The sequence below is a fragment of the Stenotrophomonas sp. NPDC047960 genome, assembly GCF_043204395.1.
Classification (GTDB): Bacteria; Pseudomonadota; Gammaproteobacteria; order Xanthomonadales; family Xanthomonadaceae; genus Stenotrophomonas.
The window spans coordinates 110,148-126,526 of the sequence record NZ_JBIDBX010000007.1; the positions used below are offsets into that span (position 1 = coordinate 110,148).

At 67.0% G+C, this 16,379-nt stretch carries 15 protein-coding genes; 11 read left to right on the forward strand and 4 right to left on the reverse strand.

The annotated features are described in order from the left end of the window. Window positions 1-3 precede the first annotated feature (3 nt). The 4 genes from ACGFZ3_RS15740 to ACGFZ3_RS15755 all read left to right on the forward strand — a co-directional run bounded on the left by ACGFZ3_RS15740 (window position 4) and on the right by ACGFZ3_RS15755 (window position 4,144). Window positions 4-1,062, forward strand: coding sequence for a LacI family DNA-binding transcriptional regulator (locus ACGFZ3_RS15740; protein WP_093535383.1), 1,059 nt, complete (start codon window positions 4-6; stop codon window positions 1,060-1,062). A gap of 213 nt (window positions 1,063-1,275) precedes the next feature. Continuing rightward, the gene (kduI, locus tag ACGFZ3_RS15745; protein ID WP_392923172.1) at window positions 1,276-2,124 is read left to right on the forward strand and encodes a 5-dehydro-4-deoxy-D-glucuronate isomerase; all 849 of its coding nucleotides are present in this window, start codon (window positions 1,276-1,278) and stop codon (window positions 2,122-2,124) included. Window positions 2,125-2,157: 33 nt separating this feature from the next. After that, window positions 2,158-2,913 carry a 2-dehydro-3-deoxy-D-gluconate 5-dehydrogenase KduD gene (kduD, locus tag ACGFZ3_RS15750; RefSeq protein ID WP_392923174.1) on the forward strand — a complete coding sequence of 252 codons (756 nt, stop codon included), beginning with the start codon at window positions 2,158-2,160 and terminating at the stop codon, window positions 2,911-2,913. 124 nt (window positions 2,914-3,037) lie between these two features. Next, the gene (locus ACGFZ3_RS15755; protein ID WP_392923176.1) at window positions 3,038-4,144 is read left to right on the forward strand and encodes a GDSL-type esterase/lipase family protein; all 1,107 of its coding nucleotides are present in this window, start codon (window positions 3,038-3,040) and stop codon (window positions 4,142-4,144) included. 102 nt (window positions 4,145-4,246) lie between these two features. Here ACGFZ3_RS15755 and phhA read toward each other — a convergent pair whose 3' ends face one another. Further along, window positions 4,247-5,143: a phenylalanine 4-monooxygenase gene (phhA, locus tag ACGFZ3_RS15760; protein WP_392923179.1), complete on the reverse strand. Its 897-nt coding sequence runs from the start codon at window positions 5,141-5,143 to the stop codon at window positions 4,247-4,249. Between the two features lie 127 nt (window positions 5,144-5,270). Between phhA and ACGFZ3_RS15765 the strand changes: the two genes are divergently transcribed. Beyond that, complete coding sequence (locus ACGFZ3_RS15765) at window positions 5,271-5,753, forward strand: Lrp/AsnC family transcriptional regulator (RefSeq protein WP_392923182.1); 483 nt, start codon at window positions 5,271-5,273, stop codon at window positions 5,751-5,753. 6 nt (window positions 5,754-5,759) lie between these two features. Here ACGFZ3_RS15765 and ACGFZ3_RS15770 read toward each other — a convergent pair whose 3' ends face one another. Further along, window positions 5,760-6,752 carry a patatin-like phospholipase family protein gene (locus ACGFZ3_RS15770; protein WP_392923185.1) on the reverse strand — a complete coding sequence of 331 codons (993 nt, stop codon included), beginning with the start codon at window positions 6,750-6,752 and terminating at the stop codon, window positions 5,760-5,762. Window positions 6,753-7,096: 344 nt separating this feature from the next. Here ACGFZ3_RS15770 and ACGFZ3_RS15775 point away from each other — a divergent pair, with 344 nt between their 5' ends. Continuing rightward, window positions 7,097-9,364, forward strand: a complete 2,268-nt coding sequence (locus tag ACGFZ3_RS15775) for a TonB-dependent receptor (RefSeq protein WP_392923188.1) — start codon at window positions 7,097-7,099, stop codon at window positions 9,362-9,364. Window positions 9,365-9,716: 352 nt separating this feature from the next. On the opposite strand, the gene ACGFZ3_RS15780 is transcribed toward ACGFZ3_RS15775, so the two are convergent. Next, window positions 9,717-10,562, reverse strand: a complete 846-nt coding sequence (locus tag ACGFZ3_RS15780) for a phosphatase PAP2 family protein (RefSeq protein WP_392923190.1) — start codon at window positions 10,560-10,562, stop codon at window positions 9,717-9,719. Window positions 10,563-10,781: 219 nt separating this feature from the next. On the opposite strand from ACGFZ3_RS15780, the gene ACGFZ3_RS15785 reads away from it, so the two are divergent. Together ACGFZ3_RS15785 and ACGFZ3_RS15790 are read left to right on the forward strand one after the other, a co-directional pair. After that, a complete protein-coding gene (locus tag ACGFZ3_RS15785; RefSeq protein WP_392923192.1) occupies window positions 10,782-11,663 on the forward strand; it encodes a hypothetical protein in 882 nt (293 codons plus the stop codon). Window positions 11,664-11,673: 10 nt separating this feature from the next. Beyond that, complete coding sequence (locus ACGFZ3_RS15790; protein WP_392923195.1) at window positions 11,674-12,882, forward strand: DUF4785 domain-containing protein; 1,209 nt, start codon at window positions 11,674-11,676, stop codon at window positions 12,880-12,882. Between the two features lie 48 nt (window positions 12,883-12,930). Here the strand turns inward: ACGFZ3_RS15790 and ACGFZ3_RS15795 are convergent, their stop codons facing one another. Then, window positions 12,931-13,758, reverse strand: a complete 828-nt coding sequence (locus ACGFZ3_RS15795) for an ABC transporter ATP-binding protein (protein ID WP_392923589.1) — start codon at window positions 13,756-13,758, stop codon at window positions 12,931-12,933. A 149-nt stretch (window positions 13,759-13,907) separates the two neighbouring features. On the opposite strand from ACGFZ3_RS15795, the gene ACGFZ3_RS15800 reads away from it, so the two are divergent. The 3 genes from ACGFZ3_RS15800 (at window position 13,908) to mutM (ending at window position 16,361) form a co-directional block, all read left to right on the forward strand. Beyond that, window positions 13,908-15,110, forward strand: coding sequence for an acyl-CoA desaturase (locus tag ACGFZ3_RS15800; RefSeq protein ID WP_392923198.1), 1,203 nt, complete (start codon window positions 13,908-13,910; stop codon window positions 15,108-15,110). Window positions 15,111-15,152: 42 nt separating this feature from the next. Continuing rightward, window positions 15,153-15,479: a hypothetical protein gene (locus ACGFZ3_RS15805; RefSeq protein ID WP_392923201.1), complete on the forward strand. Its 327-nt coding sequence runs from the start codon at window positions 15,153-15,155 to the stop codon at window positions 15,477-15,479. A 69-nt stretch (window positions 15,480-15,548) separates the two neighbouring features. After that, window positions 15,549-16,361, forward strand: coding sequence for a bifunctional DNA-formamidopyrimidine glycosylase/DNA-(apurinic or apyrimidinic site) lyase (gene mutM / locus ACGFZ3_RS15810; protein ID WP_392923204.1), 813 nt, complete (start codon window positions 15,549-15,551; stop codon window positions 16,359-16,361). Window positions 16,362-16,379 lie beyond the last annotated feature (18 nt).

Genomic DNA, 16,379 nt, shown 5'->3' on the forward strand with positions numbered 1-16,379 from the left:
CACATGTCACTGCGCAGCAAGACCGACCCGTCACCGCACGGGTTGACCAAGGGCAAGGCCGCCACGATCAATGACATCGCGCGGCTGTCGGGTGTATCCAAGAAAACGGTTTCTCGGATCATCAACAACTCGCCACTGGTGCGCAAGGACACCCGTGAGAAGGTGGAAACGCTGATGCGCGAGGTGGGTTACACCCCCGACCCGCTGGCGCGCGGGCTGGCCTTCCGCCGCTCCTTCCTGATCGGCATGGTCTACGACAACCCCACCGCGCAGTACATCGTGGACATGCAGTACGGCGCGCTGGACGCGCTGCGTGGCTCCAGCTTCGAACTGGTGGTGCACCCGTGTGATTCGCGCAGCCCCGGTTACATCGAAGGCGTGCGCCGCTTCGTGCAGCAGCAGAAGCTGCATGGGGTGATCCTGGTGCCACGCGCCTCAGAAGACCAGGCACTGGTGGACATGCTGGATGAGATCGGCTGCCGCTTCACCCGCATCGCCGCGCTGCCGCTGGACGACACCTCGCAGATGGTGGTCACCCACGACCGTGACGGCGCCGCCGAAGCGGCCGATTACCTGCTGTCACTGGGCCACCGCGACATCGCGCTGGTCACCGGCCCCAGTGCCTACCGTTCGGCGCACGAGCGCACCGCCGGCTTCATCGATGCCCTCGCCCAGCGCGGGATCGAGCTGCCGCCCGGGCGCATCGTGGAAGCCGGTTATACCTTCGAATCCGGTGTGGCCGCTGCCGAAAAGCTGCTGCTGGGCAAGCAGCGCCCGACCGCGATCTTCACCGGCAACGATGAAATGGCTGCCGGTATCTACAAGGTGGCGCTGCGCGCGGGCATCAACATTCCGCGCCAGCTTTCGATCATCGGCTACGACGACAGCCCGCTGGCCTCGCGGCTGTGGCCGTCGCTGACCTCGGTGCGCCGCCACACCCGCGACACCGGCCGCACCGCCGCGGCGATGCTGGTCCAGCCCGACGGGCAGGCGGCACTGCAGATTGCCAGCGTGCGGCCGCACCTGATCGTGCGCGATTCGTGCCAACCGCCGGAAGATTGAGTGAGCGATGCCGGTCACGACCAACGGTCGTGACCTACCGGCAAGCCAAGCCCCCCGTTCGCCCCGGACATGATTTCACCCGGTAGGCCACGACCGTTGGTCGTGACTTCCCACCGATCCCGCAATGCAAAATGACACCGGTTTCCTGCTTGGCTAGAATGGAGGAAATCGCGCCGGGACCGCCCGTCGGCCCACCCCTGCTCTGGAGACGCCATGTACTGCAAGACCCACTACGCCACCCATCCCGACGCCATCAAGGGCGCCAGCAACGACGACCTGCGCGAGCTGTACCTGCTCGACGGCCTGTTCAATGCCGACGCGGTGACCCTGAAGTACACCCACTACGAGCGCTTCGTGCTCGGCGGTGCGGCCCCGGTGAAGGGTCCGGTGGCCCTGCCCAGGCAGACCGAACCGGCTTCGGCCGCCGGCCACGCGTTCCTGGAGCGCCGTGAGCTGGGCGTGATCAACGTCGGCGCCGGCAGTGGCACCGTCACCGTCGATGGCACCGTCTACACGCTGGGCCCGAAGGATGGCCTGTACGTGGCCATGGGCAGCGAAGAGGTGGTGTTCGCCTCCGATGATGCCGCCACCCCGGCGCAGTTCTACCTGGCCTCGACCCCGGCGCACGCACGCTTCGAGACCAAGCAGCTGTCGATCAAGGATGCGGTTGCCCTGGAGCGCGGCGCGCTGGAAACCAGCAACGAGCGCACCATCTACCAGTACATCGTGCCGGCCACCTGCCAGTCCTCGCAGCTGCTGCTGGGCCTGACCGTGCTGAAGCCGGGCAGCGTCTGGAACACCATGCCGCCGCACCTGCACGACCGCCGCAGCGAGGTCTATTTCTACTTCGATCTGGGCCAGAACGATCGCGTGTACCACTTCATGGGCGAGCCGGACGCGCAGCGTCACATCGTGATCCAGAACAACGAAGCGGTGGTGTCCCCGCCGTGGTCGATCCACATGGGTGCCGGCACCAGCAACTACGCCTTCATCTGGGCGATGGGCGGCGAAAACCTGGATTACACCGACATGCACGTGCTGGACATCTGCCAGCTCAAGTAACCCACACCGCATTGGATAAGGACCGTAACCGCAATGGCTAATCCGTTCAGTCTGGAAGGCAAGGTCGCCCTCGTCACCGGTGGCAACACCGGCCTGGGGCAGGGCATCGCCGTGGCGCTGGCACAGGCCGGCGCCGACGTGGCCGTGGCCGGCATCGCGCCGCCCACCGAGACCATCGCCAGGATCACCGCGCTGGGCCGCCGCTGCCTGGCGGTGGAAGCAAACCTGATCAGCATCGAGCCGGTGGAGCGGGTGATCCGCGAAACCATCGAAGGGCTGGGTGGCCTGGATATCCTGGTCAACAACGCCGGCCTGATCCGCCGCGCCGATGCGGTGGACTTCAGCGAACAGGACTGGGACGACGTGATGAACGTCAACATCAAGTCCGCGTTCTTCATCTCGCAGGCGGCCGGTCGTCATTTCATCGCGCAGGGCCGCGGCAAGATCATCAACATCGCCTCGATGCTGTCCTTCCAGGGCGGGATCCGGGTGCCGTCGTACACCGCCAGCAAGAGCGGCATCGCCGGCATCACCCGCCTGTTGGCCAACGAGTGGGCCAACAAGGGCATCAACGTCAACGCGATCGCCCCGGGCTACATGGCCACCGACAACACCGCCGCGCTGCGCGCCGACGAGGACCGCAACAAGTCCATCCTCGACCGCATCCCGGCCGGCCGCTGGGGCACCCCGGAAGACCTCGCCGGTACGGCCGTGTTCCTGGCGTCGAGCGCGTCGGATTACGTCAATGGCTCGGTCATTCCCGTAGACGGTGGTTGGCTCGCCCGGTAACGCCAAGGTATCGACCAACGGTCGATACCTACCTCGCTTCATGCGTAGCGCCGGGCTCTGCCCGGCCCACGCAACCTGACATCATGCGACCGCCGGGCAGGGCCCGGCGCTACGGGGCACGAACATGCTGCGTTCTTCGTTGTTGCTGTCGTTGCTTTTCCTTGCGACCGCCGCGCACGCGGCGCCGCACCGCATCTTCATCGCCGGCGATTCCACCGCCGCCGGGTACGGCCCGGAACGCGCGCCGCAGGCCGGCTGGGGACAGACACTGCAGAGTTACCTGGACCCTGCTGTGTGGGAGGTGCGCAACCACGCCAAGGGCGGCCGCAGCGCGCGCAGCTTCATCGAGGAAAAGCGCCTCGACGCGATCGCCGCCGAGCTCCAACCGGGTGACGTGTTGCTGATCCAGTTCGGCCACAACGACGCCAAGTTCGAAGACCCCACCCGCTACGACGACCCGGACACCGCCTACCCGCAGTACCTGATGCGCTATGTGCAGCTGGCCCGCGACAAGCGCGCCACGCCGGTGTTGATCACTCCGGTGGCGAGGCTGCTGTACGACTTCGGTTCGCTGCTGGACACGCACGGGCTGTACACCCAGGCGGTGAAGCAGCTGGCCGCGCGCGAACAGGTGGCGCTGATCGACCTCAATGCCAGCTCCACCCGCTGGATCCGCGCGCTGGGCGAGCAGGGCGCCAAACCCTACTTCATGTTCGTACCCGAGCAGAACAAGGCCGACGGCACCCACTTCAGCACCGCCGGTGCCACCGCCGTGGCCTGCCTGGTACTGCGCGACTGGGTGGCGTTGACCCCCGAGCTGAAACCGGCCCTGAAGCGCGACATCGACTGCGACGTGAGCCAGCCCGCAGGGCAGGGCAGCGACCCGGCCAGGCCCTCGCGCGTGGTTCACGAGCGCGATATCGGCATTTCCCAGCCGGGCCCGCACGGCGGCGCCGGACCGACCACCGCCTACCCGTTCTTCGCCGACGACAAAGACCTTCCGTTCGTGCTGCGCAAGCGCGTGCTGCACAAGGGCGCGGGCATCGGCCTGCACCCGCAGCACAAGGATGAGATCTATTACATCGTCAGCGGGCAGGGCAGCTACGTGCTCGATGGCAAGCAGTACGACGTGGCGGCCGGCGACGCCCTGCTGACCCGGGTGGGCAGCCTGCATGCGCTGCAGCAGCGCGGGGAGCAGGATCTGGTGGTGCTGTTGGCGTATCCGCGGTGAAGCCAGCCGGGCAGCGCCCGGCTCTACGCCGCACGACCAACGGTCGTGCGCTACCGCTCGGACCACCGGTAGGTCACGACCGTTGGTCGTGACGCTCCTGCCTCAAACGTCGCCGCCTTCGGCCCAGCCTTCGCCGGTGCCCTTCTGGAACACGCGGTCGCCTTCCTGCACCTCACCGGCCGGCAGGTGCTCCTGCGTTTCCAGCGCGGCGTAGATCGGGGTGAAGTCCGGTGCGGTCGCTTCCATCAACTGCTCGTAGCTGTCGATGACGAAGTAGGTCTTCTGGAAGGTGTCGATGCGGTAGCGGGTGCGCATGATGCGCTCCAGGTCGAACCCGATCCGGTTCGGCGCGGCCGATTCCAGCGAATACAGCGATTCGCCCTTGGACGACACGATGCCCGCGCCGTAGATGCGCAGTCCTTCGGGCGTGTTGATCAGGCCGAACTCCACCGTGTACCAGTACAGGCGGGTGAGGTGCTGCAACGCTTCGGGGCCGATCGCGTGCGCCTTGACCCCGCCGCGGCCGTAGGCCGCCATGTAATCGGCGAACACCGGGTTCATCAGCAGCGGCACGTGCCCGAACAGGTCATGGAACATGTCCGGTTCGGCGATGTAGTCGATCTGGTCCGGGCGACGGATCCACCACGTGACCGGGAAACGGCGGTTGGCCAGGTGGTCGAAGAAATCCAGTTCCGGCAGCAGGCCTTCCACGCCGACCAGGGTCCAGCCGGTGGCGGCGCCCAGCACTTCGTTGAGCTGGTCGAAGCGCGGAATCATGTGCGCGTTCATGCCCATCTCGTCCTGCGCCTGCAGGAACTCCCTGCTGGCGCGGCCCACCAGCAGCTCACGCTGGCGCTGGTACAGCGTGCTCCAGGTGGCGTGGTCGTCGGCGGTGTAGCTTGCCCACGGCTGTTCCACCACGGCGGTGGTGTACACCGGCACGTAGCCCTTGTCGGTCTGCTGGTGTTCGACGCGGCGGGGGGCGGTGGCGGTCTCCATCGAGGTGGACTCCTGGGAAGTGACCCCTTGATGCTAGGGCAGGGCGCGCGCAAGAGGATTGCAAAGTTGCACCGATCTGCCGGTCTGGCGCAATATCGTTGCGTCCAATCAATGTTGCGGAGCAGCAATGTCCGGAGATGCCCAGTTCGACCGCACGGATCTGCGTCTCCTGGCAGAGATCCAGCAACATGGCCGCGCCACCAACGCCGAACTGGCGGCGCGGGTGAACCTGTCCCCGTCAGCCTGCCTGCGGCGGGTACAGCGGCTGGAGAGCGAGGGGGTCATCGCCGGCTACGGCGCGCGGCTGGACCCGCGCCGGATTGGGTTGGGGCTGCAGGCCTTCGTGCGCGTGCAGCTGGAAAAGCACGACCAGCACGCCATCGGCGTGTTCGCCGACAGCGTGGTGGACTGGGATGAAGTGGTGGCCTGCCATGCGCTGACCGGCGATATGGATTACCTGCTGCACATCTACGTGCGCGACCTGGAGCACTTCTCCAGCTTCCTGCTGGACAAGCTGCTCAATGCCGCAGGCGTGGCCGACGTGAATTCCAGTTTCGTGCTGCGCACGGTGAAGGACTTCAGGGCGTTACCGTTGTCTCAACTGGAATAACGCGGGTTACGCGCACTTTTCCTTGCGGCCCATCAGCTTGCCCACGCGCGAGGGCTCCTCGCACTTCGGCGGCGGCGGCGGGGCCAGCGCAGCGGCGCGGGCCTTCTGCAGCTGCTGGATCCTGGCGCGGATCTGCGGCATCGCGGCCATCGCGGCCTTCTCGCCCTCCAGGATCGCGTAGCCGCGCTGGCTGAAATCGGCCGCGCCGATGTCCAGCACCTTGGGGCGGATGATGATGTCGGCGCGCGCGAGCTCCTGCTCGCCCAGGCGCTGGCCCATGATCGAGATGGACTGGTTGACGATGCCCAGCATGCCGGTCGGCGATTTACCGCTGGCCTTGCTGGAAATATCCACGGCGATGACGAAGTCCGCGCCCAGCTGGCGCGCGGCATCCACCGGCACCGGGCTGACCACGCCGCCGTCGACGAACAGGTTGCTGCCGATCTTCACCGGTTCGAACACGCCCGGGATGCTGCTCGAGGCACGCACGGCCTGGCCCACGTTGCCACGCACGAACACCGCGCGGTCGCCGGTATCCAGGTTGGTGGCCACGGCGGCGAACGGCTTCTTCAGCTTTTCGGCCGGCTTGTTGTTCACCTGTGCGTTGACGTAATCCTGCAGCTTCTGGCCCTGCACCAGGCCGCCGGAGAACAGGCGCACGTCGCGGATGCTGGCCTCATCCAGGGCCACGGCCTTGGACTGCATCTGGAACGCATCCATGCCACTGGCATACAGCGCGCCGACCACGCTGCCGGCGCTGGTTCCGGATACCACGACCGGTTCGAAGCCATTGGCTTCCAGCATCTTGATCACGCCGATATGCGCAAAGCCCTTGGCCGCACCACCGCCGAGCGCGATGCCGATCTTCACCGGCTTGGCCGGCACCACCGTGGTGGCCACCGGCGGCGGGGTCGGGCGAACGGCTTCACCGCCGCAGCCAGCCAGCAGGCCGAGCAGGGCAACGGACAGCGTGAGACGGGTGCGGCGGAAGGCGGTCATGGGCGTGGCGAAATGTGAATGGGCGATAGCATACCGGTAGTGCCGGGCCATGGCGGGCGATCTCGCGCCTGGTGGTTATGCGAGGTTGCCTGTCGGTCCACATGCCTGGCGGAGGTGCCAGCCACACAGGTAGAGCAGCACTGCAGCATCCGCGTGGCGTCAGCAGGGCCTGGCTGAAGATATTCATCCTGGCACAGGGAGGGGCGAGGGCGCGGCCAAGTGCCTTCACATCTGCGCTCCCGGATCTTGGTAATGAGTGACCTGCATTTGCGACGCTGTTGTTGTACTGCAACAATTGTCTGGTAGCGCCGGTCCACCACCCTTCCCAACACAGCCTAATCGCCATGTTCCCGAACCGCACTGCCCACGGCCGTACTCCGTCCGTGCATCCCCTCGTTGTCGCGCTTGCCGCCCTGCTGCCGTTGACGGCCGCAGCCCAGGACGCCCCTGCCACCAAGGATCCGGTAGCCCTCGACACCCTGCAGGTCACGGCCCAGCGCCGCGTCGAAAACGCCAAGGACGTGCCGGTCTCGATCTCGGCCATCCAGGGCGAAAAGCTCGACGTGCTTGGTTCGGCCGGCGACGACATCCGCTTCCTGTCGGCCCGCGTGCCGAGCCTGAACATCGAATCGTCCTACGGTCGTGCCTTCCCGCGCTTCTACATCCGCGGCCTGGGCAACACCGATTTCGATCTCAATGCCTCGCAGCCGGTGTCGCTGGTGTATGACGATGTGGTGCAGGAGAGCCCGCTGCTGAAGGGCTTCCCGCTGTTCGACCTTGCCGGCGTGGAAGTACTGCGCGGCCCGCAGGGCACGCTGTTCGGGCGCAACACGCCGGCCGGCGTGGTGAAGTTCGATTCGGCCCGTCCGTCGCAGGATGCCGACGGTTACGTCAAGGTCTCCTACGGCACCTACGACACCTGGAATACCCAGGCCGCCTACGGTGGGCCGTTGACCGACCGTTGGTCCGCGCGCGTGTCGGCGCTGTACCAGCGCCGCGACAACTACGTGGACAACACCCGCCCGAACGCACCGGCGGAAGGCTTCGAAGGCTACGACGAAGCCGCGGGCCGCGTGCAGTTCCTGTACGAAGGCGACGAGTTCGAAGCGCTGTTCAACCTGCACAAGCGCAAGCTCAACGGCACCGCGCGCCTGTTCCGCGCCAACATCATCCAACCGGGCAGCAATGCGCTGGTGGAAAACTTCGACCGCGACAAGGTCTCCAACGACGGCGAGAACTTCTCCGAGCTGGAAACCTGGGGCGGCAGCGCGCGCCTGCAGTGGAACCTGGGCGGCGTGACGCTGCACTCGATCACCGGCTATGAAACCGCCGAATCGCTCAACCATGGCGATATCGACGGTGGTTACGGCGCCAGCTTCCTGGGCGCGGGCAACTACGGCCCGGGCTTCATTCCGTTCCCGTCCGAATCGGCCGACGGCCTGCCGCACCACCGCCAGTGGACCCAGGAATTCCGCGTGGAATCCAACGAATGGGGCCGCTTCGACTGGCAGGCGGGCGTGTTCTACTTCGATGAAGACGTCACCATCGACAGCTTCAACTACGACTCGTTGACCCCGGGCAACCCGCAGACCGGCCACGCCGTGCAGAGCCAGCGCAACAAGGCGTGGGCGGCATTCGCTTCCGGCGACTTCGACGTCACCGACAAGTTCAAGCTGCGCGGCGGCGTGCGCTACACGCAGGACAAGAAGGACTTCACCGCCAGCGTGCTGCAGGCGGTGCCGGGCGGTACCCCGGTCAGCGGCCCGTACGTGGCCAACACCGACGTCGACGATGTCAGCTGGGACCTGAGTGGTGTGTACCAGGTCACCGACAACTTCAACGCGTATGCACGTGTAGCCAAGGGTTTCCGCGCGCCGTCGATCCAGGGCCGGCTGGCCTTTGGTGGCGTGTCGCAGGCCGATTCGGAAAAGGTGATTTCCTATGAGATCGGGGTCAAGGCCGACCTCTTCGATCGCCGCGCGCGCCTGGGCTTCAACATCTTCCGCTACAACGTCGATGGCCAGCAGCTGATCGCAGTGGGCGGCAGCAACAACACCGCCACCCTGCTCAACGCGGACAAGACCATCGGCCAGGGCGCGGAGCTGGACTTCGAAGCCTACCTGACCGACCACGTGCTGCTGACCCTGGGCAGCAGCTACAACGACACCGAGATCAAGGACCGCGACCTGGCGGTGGCGATCTGCGGTGGCGGCTGCACCATCACCGACCCGACCACGGTGATCAACGGGGGCACCTACGCGCTGGTCAACGGCAACCCGTTGCCGCAGGCGCCGAAGTGGATCCACAACCTGACGCTGCGCGCCGGCTTCCCGCTCAACGATGCCAGCGAACTCTACGTCTACACCGACTGGGCCTACCGCAGCCCGGTGAACTTCTTCCTGTACGAGTCGCCGGAATTCCGCAGCCGCTCGTCGCTGGAAGGCGGCCTGCGCCTGGGCTACAACTGGGACTATGGCCAGTACGACGTTGCGGTGTTCGGTCGCAACCTGACCAACCAGACCCGCGTGGTGGGTGCGATCGACTTCAACAACCTGACCGGCTTCCTCAACGAGCCGCGTACGTTTGGCGTGGAGTTCACCGCGAAGTTCTGATGGTGCGGATGACGGGTTGAATCAACAACGGCGCGGAGAGATCCGCGCCGTTTTCCATTCCGTTTCGAGCTGTTGCCGGCGCGGTAGGGTCGGTTCCCGAACGACCGCCCATAACGCTTCAACGCCCGGTAACGCATGACCTGTGGTGAAAAACGGCGCTTCGTTCCGGCGTCATGCACATCTGACGGACGTCTTCGGACAGATGTCAGCGTCGGTGATTTCACCGGACGCGTCAGTGTCGAGGCTCCGGATGCTTGAGCCGCGCGTTGCGCGGTTGCCACGCATGGCGTGGCACTACAAATCGCTGGCGAACGTGGTGAGAACCGGATACGTCAGCGCGGGCGACCCGACATCACAGTGCGCTGGCAGGTCGGGTCTTCAGGACCGTCTCTTCTGCGGCACAGTCGCGGTCTACCGTTGCGCCCGCCTTTCGGGCTGCCGCGATTTCCTTGCGTGCGGCCAGCAGGTCGCGGTTGAAGTCGGCGTTGTCGTGCAGCCTCGCCACGGCTGCCGCGCCCATGAAACGGCCTTCCAGGATGTCGCTTTGCCAGTGCACGTTGCATACCAGGCGGCTCTCGCCGTAGTTGCGGCCGCGTGCCTGGATGGCATCGGCGCGCTCGGGGACGATCTCCGACAGGATCAGCGCCCACGCCCAGCCGATCGAGGTGTGGCCGGACGGGTAGGAGCCATTCCTGCGCAGGCCTTCTTCATCTTCCGGCGTGCAGGTGGGTTCGCCGTTAACCATGAACGGGCGCGGGCGCTGGTACTGGTGCTTGGCCGCGCGGGTGGCGGCGCTGGCATCGATCCGGCTGCGCTCGAGCAGGCGATACAGCGCGGGGGTCTTCTGCGCATCCACGTCCAGCCCGATCGCGCAGGCGAACTGGTTTGCCCCTTCCGGGAAGCCCAGTTCGGCATCGCGGTGGGCCTGGGCAAAACGCGGGGTGTCGCGCAGGGCGCGCGCCTCACGGCTGACCTGCTCATCCAGCGCGAAGCTGCCTGAACCGCTGGCCGGAGGGGCCGGCACCAGGTTCAGGCTGTCCGGCACCGCGTCCGCCGCGAGGTAACCCACCGCCTTGGTCACGACCGACGCCTCCACCGGTGTGGTCGGTGCGGCCACCGTGGTGCAGCCGGCCGCCGCCGCCAGCAGCGCGGTGGCCAGCAAGGGACGCAGGACGGTGGTGGAAGCGGCAGCTTGCATCGGCAGGACTCGAAGGCGTGAAGTGCGCATGATCGCAGCTTGGGCGCGCGCTGCCAGCAGCCACTGGTCATGCCGCCACAACCGGCACGATCCACTGCAGCGCACCATTGGGAGTGGTTTCAAATGATAGGAAATCTCTACTGGTTCACGGAAACCGATTCGCAGGCGGCATAGCTTCTGTCGGCAATCAGGGGGATCACCGGTAGAGGGAGTGACAGGATGCGAAGCACTGCAGTGGGGAAGGGCGCTGGCCTGGCCCTGGGAATGATGCTGGCCTGCGCAAGCGCGCACGCGGCCGACGTGGTGGGTGTGGCGTTCGTGCACGGCACCGGCAAGCAGACCGATGCGCGCGCCGATTACTGGCAGCCGGGTATCATCGACACCGTTCGCCAGGGCCTGCCCAACAGCGCCAATTACACGGTGGTCAACTGCGATTTCGAGCAGTACATGTGGAAGCCGGAAGCAGCCGGCTGCCTGGCTGGCCAGCTCACCACGTTCATCAACACGCGTGGCATCACCAAGCTGGTGGTGATCACCCATTCCAACGGCGGCAACGTGGTGCGCTGGATCCTGTCCAACCCCACCTACGACAGCCGCTACCCGAAACTCATCCAGACCATCAGCAAGGTCACCGCGCTGGCGCCGTCGTCGGCCGGCACGCCGCTGGCTGATGCGGTGCTCAACGGCAACGCGTTCGAAGCCTCGGTCGGCTGGCTGCTGGGCTACCAGAACGATGCGGTGCGCATGCAGCAGGTGGGCTGGATGGCCACCTACAATGCGCAGAACCTGTACGGCAGCGCAGGCCGGCCTGCGTTGCCCAGGCCGTTCCGCGCGGTGGTGGGTTCAGATGTGGAATCGGCAGTGTGGGACAGCAGCAGCTACTGCGGCGGGTATGCGCAGAACGTGGGGCTGGAACTTACCCGGAACTGGCTCGACAGCTGTTCCGATGGCTTCCTGGAATGCAGCAGCCAGAAGGCGGCCGGCAGCGTGCTGTTCACTGACAAGGCGCGCACCGACGGCGCCGAACCGCTCAGCCACAACCAGAGCCGGCGCGAATGCTTCGGCCTGGGCGCGATCCTGCGCAACGACCTGACCCTCTGAGGAGCATGCCATGACGTCACGATTGATGCTTGCCATGGCCGTAGCCTCGGCGCTGTCCGCGCTGCCGCTGCACGCCGCCCAACCGCTGCAGGCCGCGCGCGGCACCGACCAGGTGGCCCCACGCGTGGAACGCGCGCCGATGCCCGATGCCACGGTGGAACGTGCCCCCGTGCGCTTTGCCTGGGCGCTGGACCCGACCCGGGCGCTGAGCGCGCCGGCCCCGTTCGTTGCACGGAGCCGCAGCTACTGGGACACCGTGGATGCGGCCACGCTGCAGCGCGGCCTGGAGCTGCCGCTGACCGCACCCGATGCGGTGATCCAGGTCAGCCCGGTGCAGGGCGCCCGCGCGCTGGACGTGGCGCAGCTGCAGGTGCGCGACCCGTCCGGCGCGGTGGCGCTGGACAAGGTGGTCGATGCCCAGCAGCTGCGCGCCGCCGGCATGGGCGTGGGCGAGGGCAGCGCGATGGCGCGGACCGGCGCCAGTACGGCGGTGGGCACCTACCGCCTGCAGGCACCGCAGGCCCAGGGCCGCTACGTGGTGCAGGTGCTGGAGCCCAACAGCCCGATCGCGCTGACCCTGCAGGCTGACCGCCAGCAGGTGCTGGCCGGTGGCAGCGTGCTGTTGAATGCACGCCTGCAGCACGACGGCGGCAGCGCGGCGCGGGCGGCGGGGCGCTCGGTAGCGCGCACGCTGCCGGCGGGCGGCGAAGCACTGCTGGTGGCACCGGACGGGCGCAGCTGGCCGGTGCCGCTGGTGGCAGGCAAGGATGGCCTGCGCGCGCAGGTGACCATTCCCGAGGATGTGGGGCAGGCACAGGGGCTGTGGGAACTGCAGGCCTTCGTTACCGCGCAGGGGGTGCAGCGCGACGCCAAGGTGGCGTTCGCCGTGGCCCGGCCGACGGCGCGCTTCAGCGGCCAGGTCGAGGTGGATGCCGCCCAGCGCCAGGTGCGGCTGCCGCTGCAGATCGGCGCGCCGGGCCGTTATGAGGCGCGCGGCACGCTGCACGCCACCGGCCCCGACGGCAGGCTGCACCCGGTGGCGCAGGCGCACAGTGCGGCGTGGTTCGATGCGGCAGGCGCCGGTGAGCTGCTGCTCGCGTTCGACACCGCGCCATTGCCCAAAGGCTATTCGGCCCCCTTCGAACTGCGCGACCTGCAGTTGCAGGACCAGGGCCGGATGGCGCCGATTGAAAGCCGCGCGGTAGCGGTGCGGTTCTGACCAGCGCAGGGGACGGGCAACCCCCGTCCCCTGCCGTGCGCAGCGCCCTCAGCCTGCGAAGGCGGTCAGCCGGCCTTCGTGCTCCACCACCTGGATCGGGCCGCCGAACACGTCCGACAACGGCCCGTCCCGCAACAGTTCCGCACGGGTGCCATCGGCTGCGATCCGGCCGCCACGCAGCAGCACCACCCGTTCGATCTCCGGAATCACCTCTTCGATGTGGTGGGTCACCAGCACCAGCGTGATGCCCTGCGCGGCCAGCGTGCGCATGCTGGCGATCAGGTGCTGGCGCGCCACCAGGTCCAGCCCGGTGGACGGCTCATCCAGCAACAGCGCCTGCGGCCGGTTCACCAGCGCCCGGGCGATCAGCACGCGCCGCGTTTCGCCGGCCGAAAGTTCGGCATAGCCCCGCTGCAGCAACCCCAGCGCGCCGGTCAGAGCCAGCGTTTCACGGACCCGCGCGCGCATCTGGTCGGTGACCTCGCGGAACGCCGGTACCACGAAACTGGCGAAGAACCCCGACAGCACCGCTTCCTCCACGGTCAGTCCGGGCATGTCGGCCAGGTTGCTGCTCAGGTCGCCGGTGACGATGCCCAGCTGCGAACGCAGCCGGTCCACCTGCCAGCGGTTCTGGCCCAGCACGCGCACGGCCACGCTGCCGTCGGCATGCGCCAGCGGGTAAAGCTCACGGGTGATGAGCTTGATGAAGGAGGATTTGCCGCAGCCGTTGGGACCCAGCAGCGCGGTGTGCTGGCCTTGGGCGATGCGCAGGCTCAGGTCATGCAGCACGCGGACCTGTCCACGGATGACACATGCGCGGTCGAGTTCGATCAGGGGGGCGGCGTTGGCAACGGCCGGCGGGGTGGCAACGGTCATGAATGCGGGGGCAATGCTCACGAAGGGGGAAAACAACTGAATGACTGCGCAAAAATCGCATCAGACGGATGAAGTTTGCAACGTCTGGCCCCATCATGGTTCCAACCGTACCCGTTTCCCTGCTGGCCATCTCGGCCCGGAGTCCTGCGATGCTCGATACCCTCATCAACTTCCTGACCGGCGGTGTAGTCGGCCTCGGCTGGTGGGGCATGGGCCTGGTGCTGCTGGTGTTCACCCAGCTGACCATCTTTGCCGTCACCCTCTACCTGCACCGCAGCCAGGCGCATCGTGGGGTGGATTTCCACCCGGCCATCGCGCACTTCTTCCGCTTCTGGACGTGGCTCACCACCTCCATGATCACCAAGGAGTGGGTAGCGATCCACCGCAAGCACCACGCCAAGGTGGAAACCGAGGAGGATCCGCACAGCCCGGTGACCAAGGGCATCGGCACCGTGTTCTGGCGCGGCGTGGAGCTGTACCGCGAAGCCCGTGGCATGCGCGCGGATATCGAACAGTACGGGCGCGGCGCTCCGGAAGACTGGATCGAGCGCCACCTGTATACCCCGCACGCCAACCTGGGCCCGGTGGTCCTGTTCGCGCTGAACCTGCTGCTGTTCGGCCTGCCCGGCGTGGCCCTGTGGGCGATCCAGATGGCGTGGATTCCCTTCTGGGCCGCCGGCGTGGTCAACGGCCTGGGCCACTGGTGGGGCTACCGCAACTTTGAATCGGCTGACACCTCCACCAACCTCACCCCCTGGGCGTTCTGGATCGGCGGCGAAGAGCTCCACAACAACCACCACGCTTTCCCCAGTTCGGCCCGCTTCTCGATGCGCCGCTGGGAGTTCGATATCGGCTGGGCGGCCATCCGCGGCCTGCAGGCCGTGGGCCTGGCCAAGGTGCTGCGCGTGGCGCCCAGCATGGACGTGCGCCCGAACATCGCCGTGCCCGATGCCGAAACCCTGAAGGCGCTGCTCTCGCACCGCTTCCAGGCCATGACCGATTACCAGCGCAACGTGTTCGTGCCGGCGCTACGCGAAGAAGCGGCCTTTGCCGGCGCGAAGCTGCGCAAGCTGCTGCCGCGCCGCATGCGTCGTGGCCTGGTCAACGACGGACGCTGGCTCAAGCCCGATTGCCGCGCCGAGCTCAGCACCTGGGTCGAACAGCGCCCGCGCATCCGCGTGCTGGTGGAACACCGCGCGCGCCTGGCGGCCCTGCTGGAAGCCCGTGGCAACGATGCTGCCGAACGCCTCAAGTTGCTGCAGGCCTGGTGCCACGAAGCCGAGGCGAGCGGCATCGCCGCGCTGCAGAACTACGCCGCGCGCCTGAAGGGCTACGCGCTGACGGCGCACTGACCGGTGCGGCCTGCCCTTTGCACCACCGGAAGGCGCCGCCTTGTGCGGGGCCTTCCCTGCGCGGCACTGCTGCTTGTGTTTTCCGCGCAGGCCCAGGTCACCGATACCGGCAGCTATCTGCAGCGCATGGATACCGATGGGGATGGCAAGGTCAGCGTTGACGAATACGTGCAGTGGATGATGTACGCGTTCGACCGCATGGACCGCGACGGCAACGGCGTGCTCAGCGCCGATGAACTGCCCGGCGGCAAGGGCAGGCCGGTCACCCGCGACCAGCAGCGGCAGTCGATCGTCGAACGCTTCCACAAGCAGGACGCCAACGGCGATGGCTTCCTGAGCGCGAAGGAACTCTCGGCCCCACCCCGCTGACACCGCGCACATGCCTGCCACCTTCGTAGAGGGGGCTCTGCCCCGCTGAAGCGCACGTAGACTGTCCCCATGCCTGAACTTCCCGAAGTAGAAACCACCCGCCGCGGCCTGGCCCCGCACCTGGAAGGGCGCCGCGTGCACGGCGTGATCCTGCGCAGGCCGGATCTCCGCTGGCCGATTCCCGACGAAATCAGCGCGCTGCTGCCCGGCCAGCCCATTGACGGGGTGCGCCGCCGCGCCAAGTACCTGCTGCTGGATACGCCCATCGGCAGCGCCGTGCTGCACCTGGGGATGTCCGGCAGCCTCCGTGTACTACCGGGAGACACCCCACTTCGCGCGCACGACCATGTCGACATCAGCCTGGACAATGGTCGCCTGCTCCGCTTCAACGACCCGCGCCGGTTCGGCAGCCTGCTCTGGCAGCCGGCCGGAGAAACCCATCCGCTGCTGGCTGGGCTGGGACCGGAGCCACTGGATGAGGTGTTCGATGGCGACCACCTGTTCCAGCGCAGCCGGGGCCGCAGCGCCTCGGTGAAAACGTTCCTGATGGACCAGGCCATCGTGGTCGGGGTAGGCAACATCTACGCCGCCGAAAGCCTGTTCATGGCCGGCATCAACCCACTGCGCGAGGCCGGAAAGATATCGCGCGACCGCTACCAGCGGCTGGCCACGGCGGTGAAGCAGATCCTGGGCTACGCCATCACCCGCGGCGGCACCACCCTGCGTGATTTCATCAATCCGGACGGCGCCCCGGGCTATTTCGAGCAGGAACTGCTGGTGTACGGGCGTGAAGGCGAACCGTGCCGCCAGTGTGGGCGAGCGCTGCGCCACGCCATCATTGGCCAGCGTGCCAGCGTGTGGTGCGGCCACTGCCAGCGATGAACTGTCCTACGCACAGGC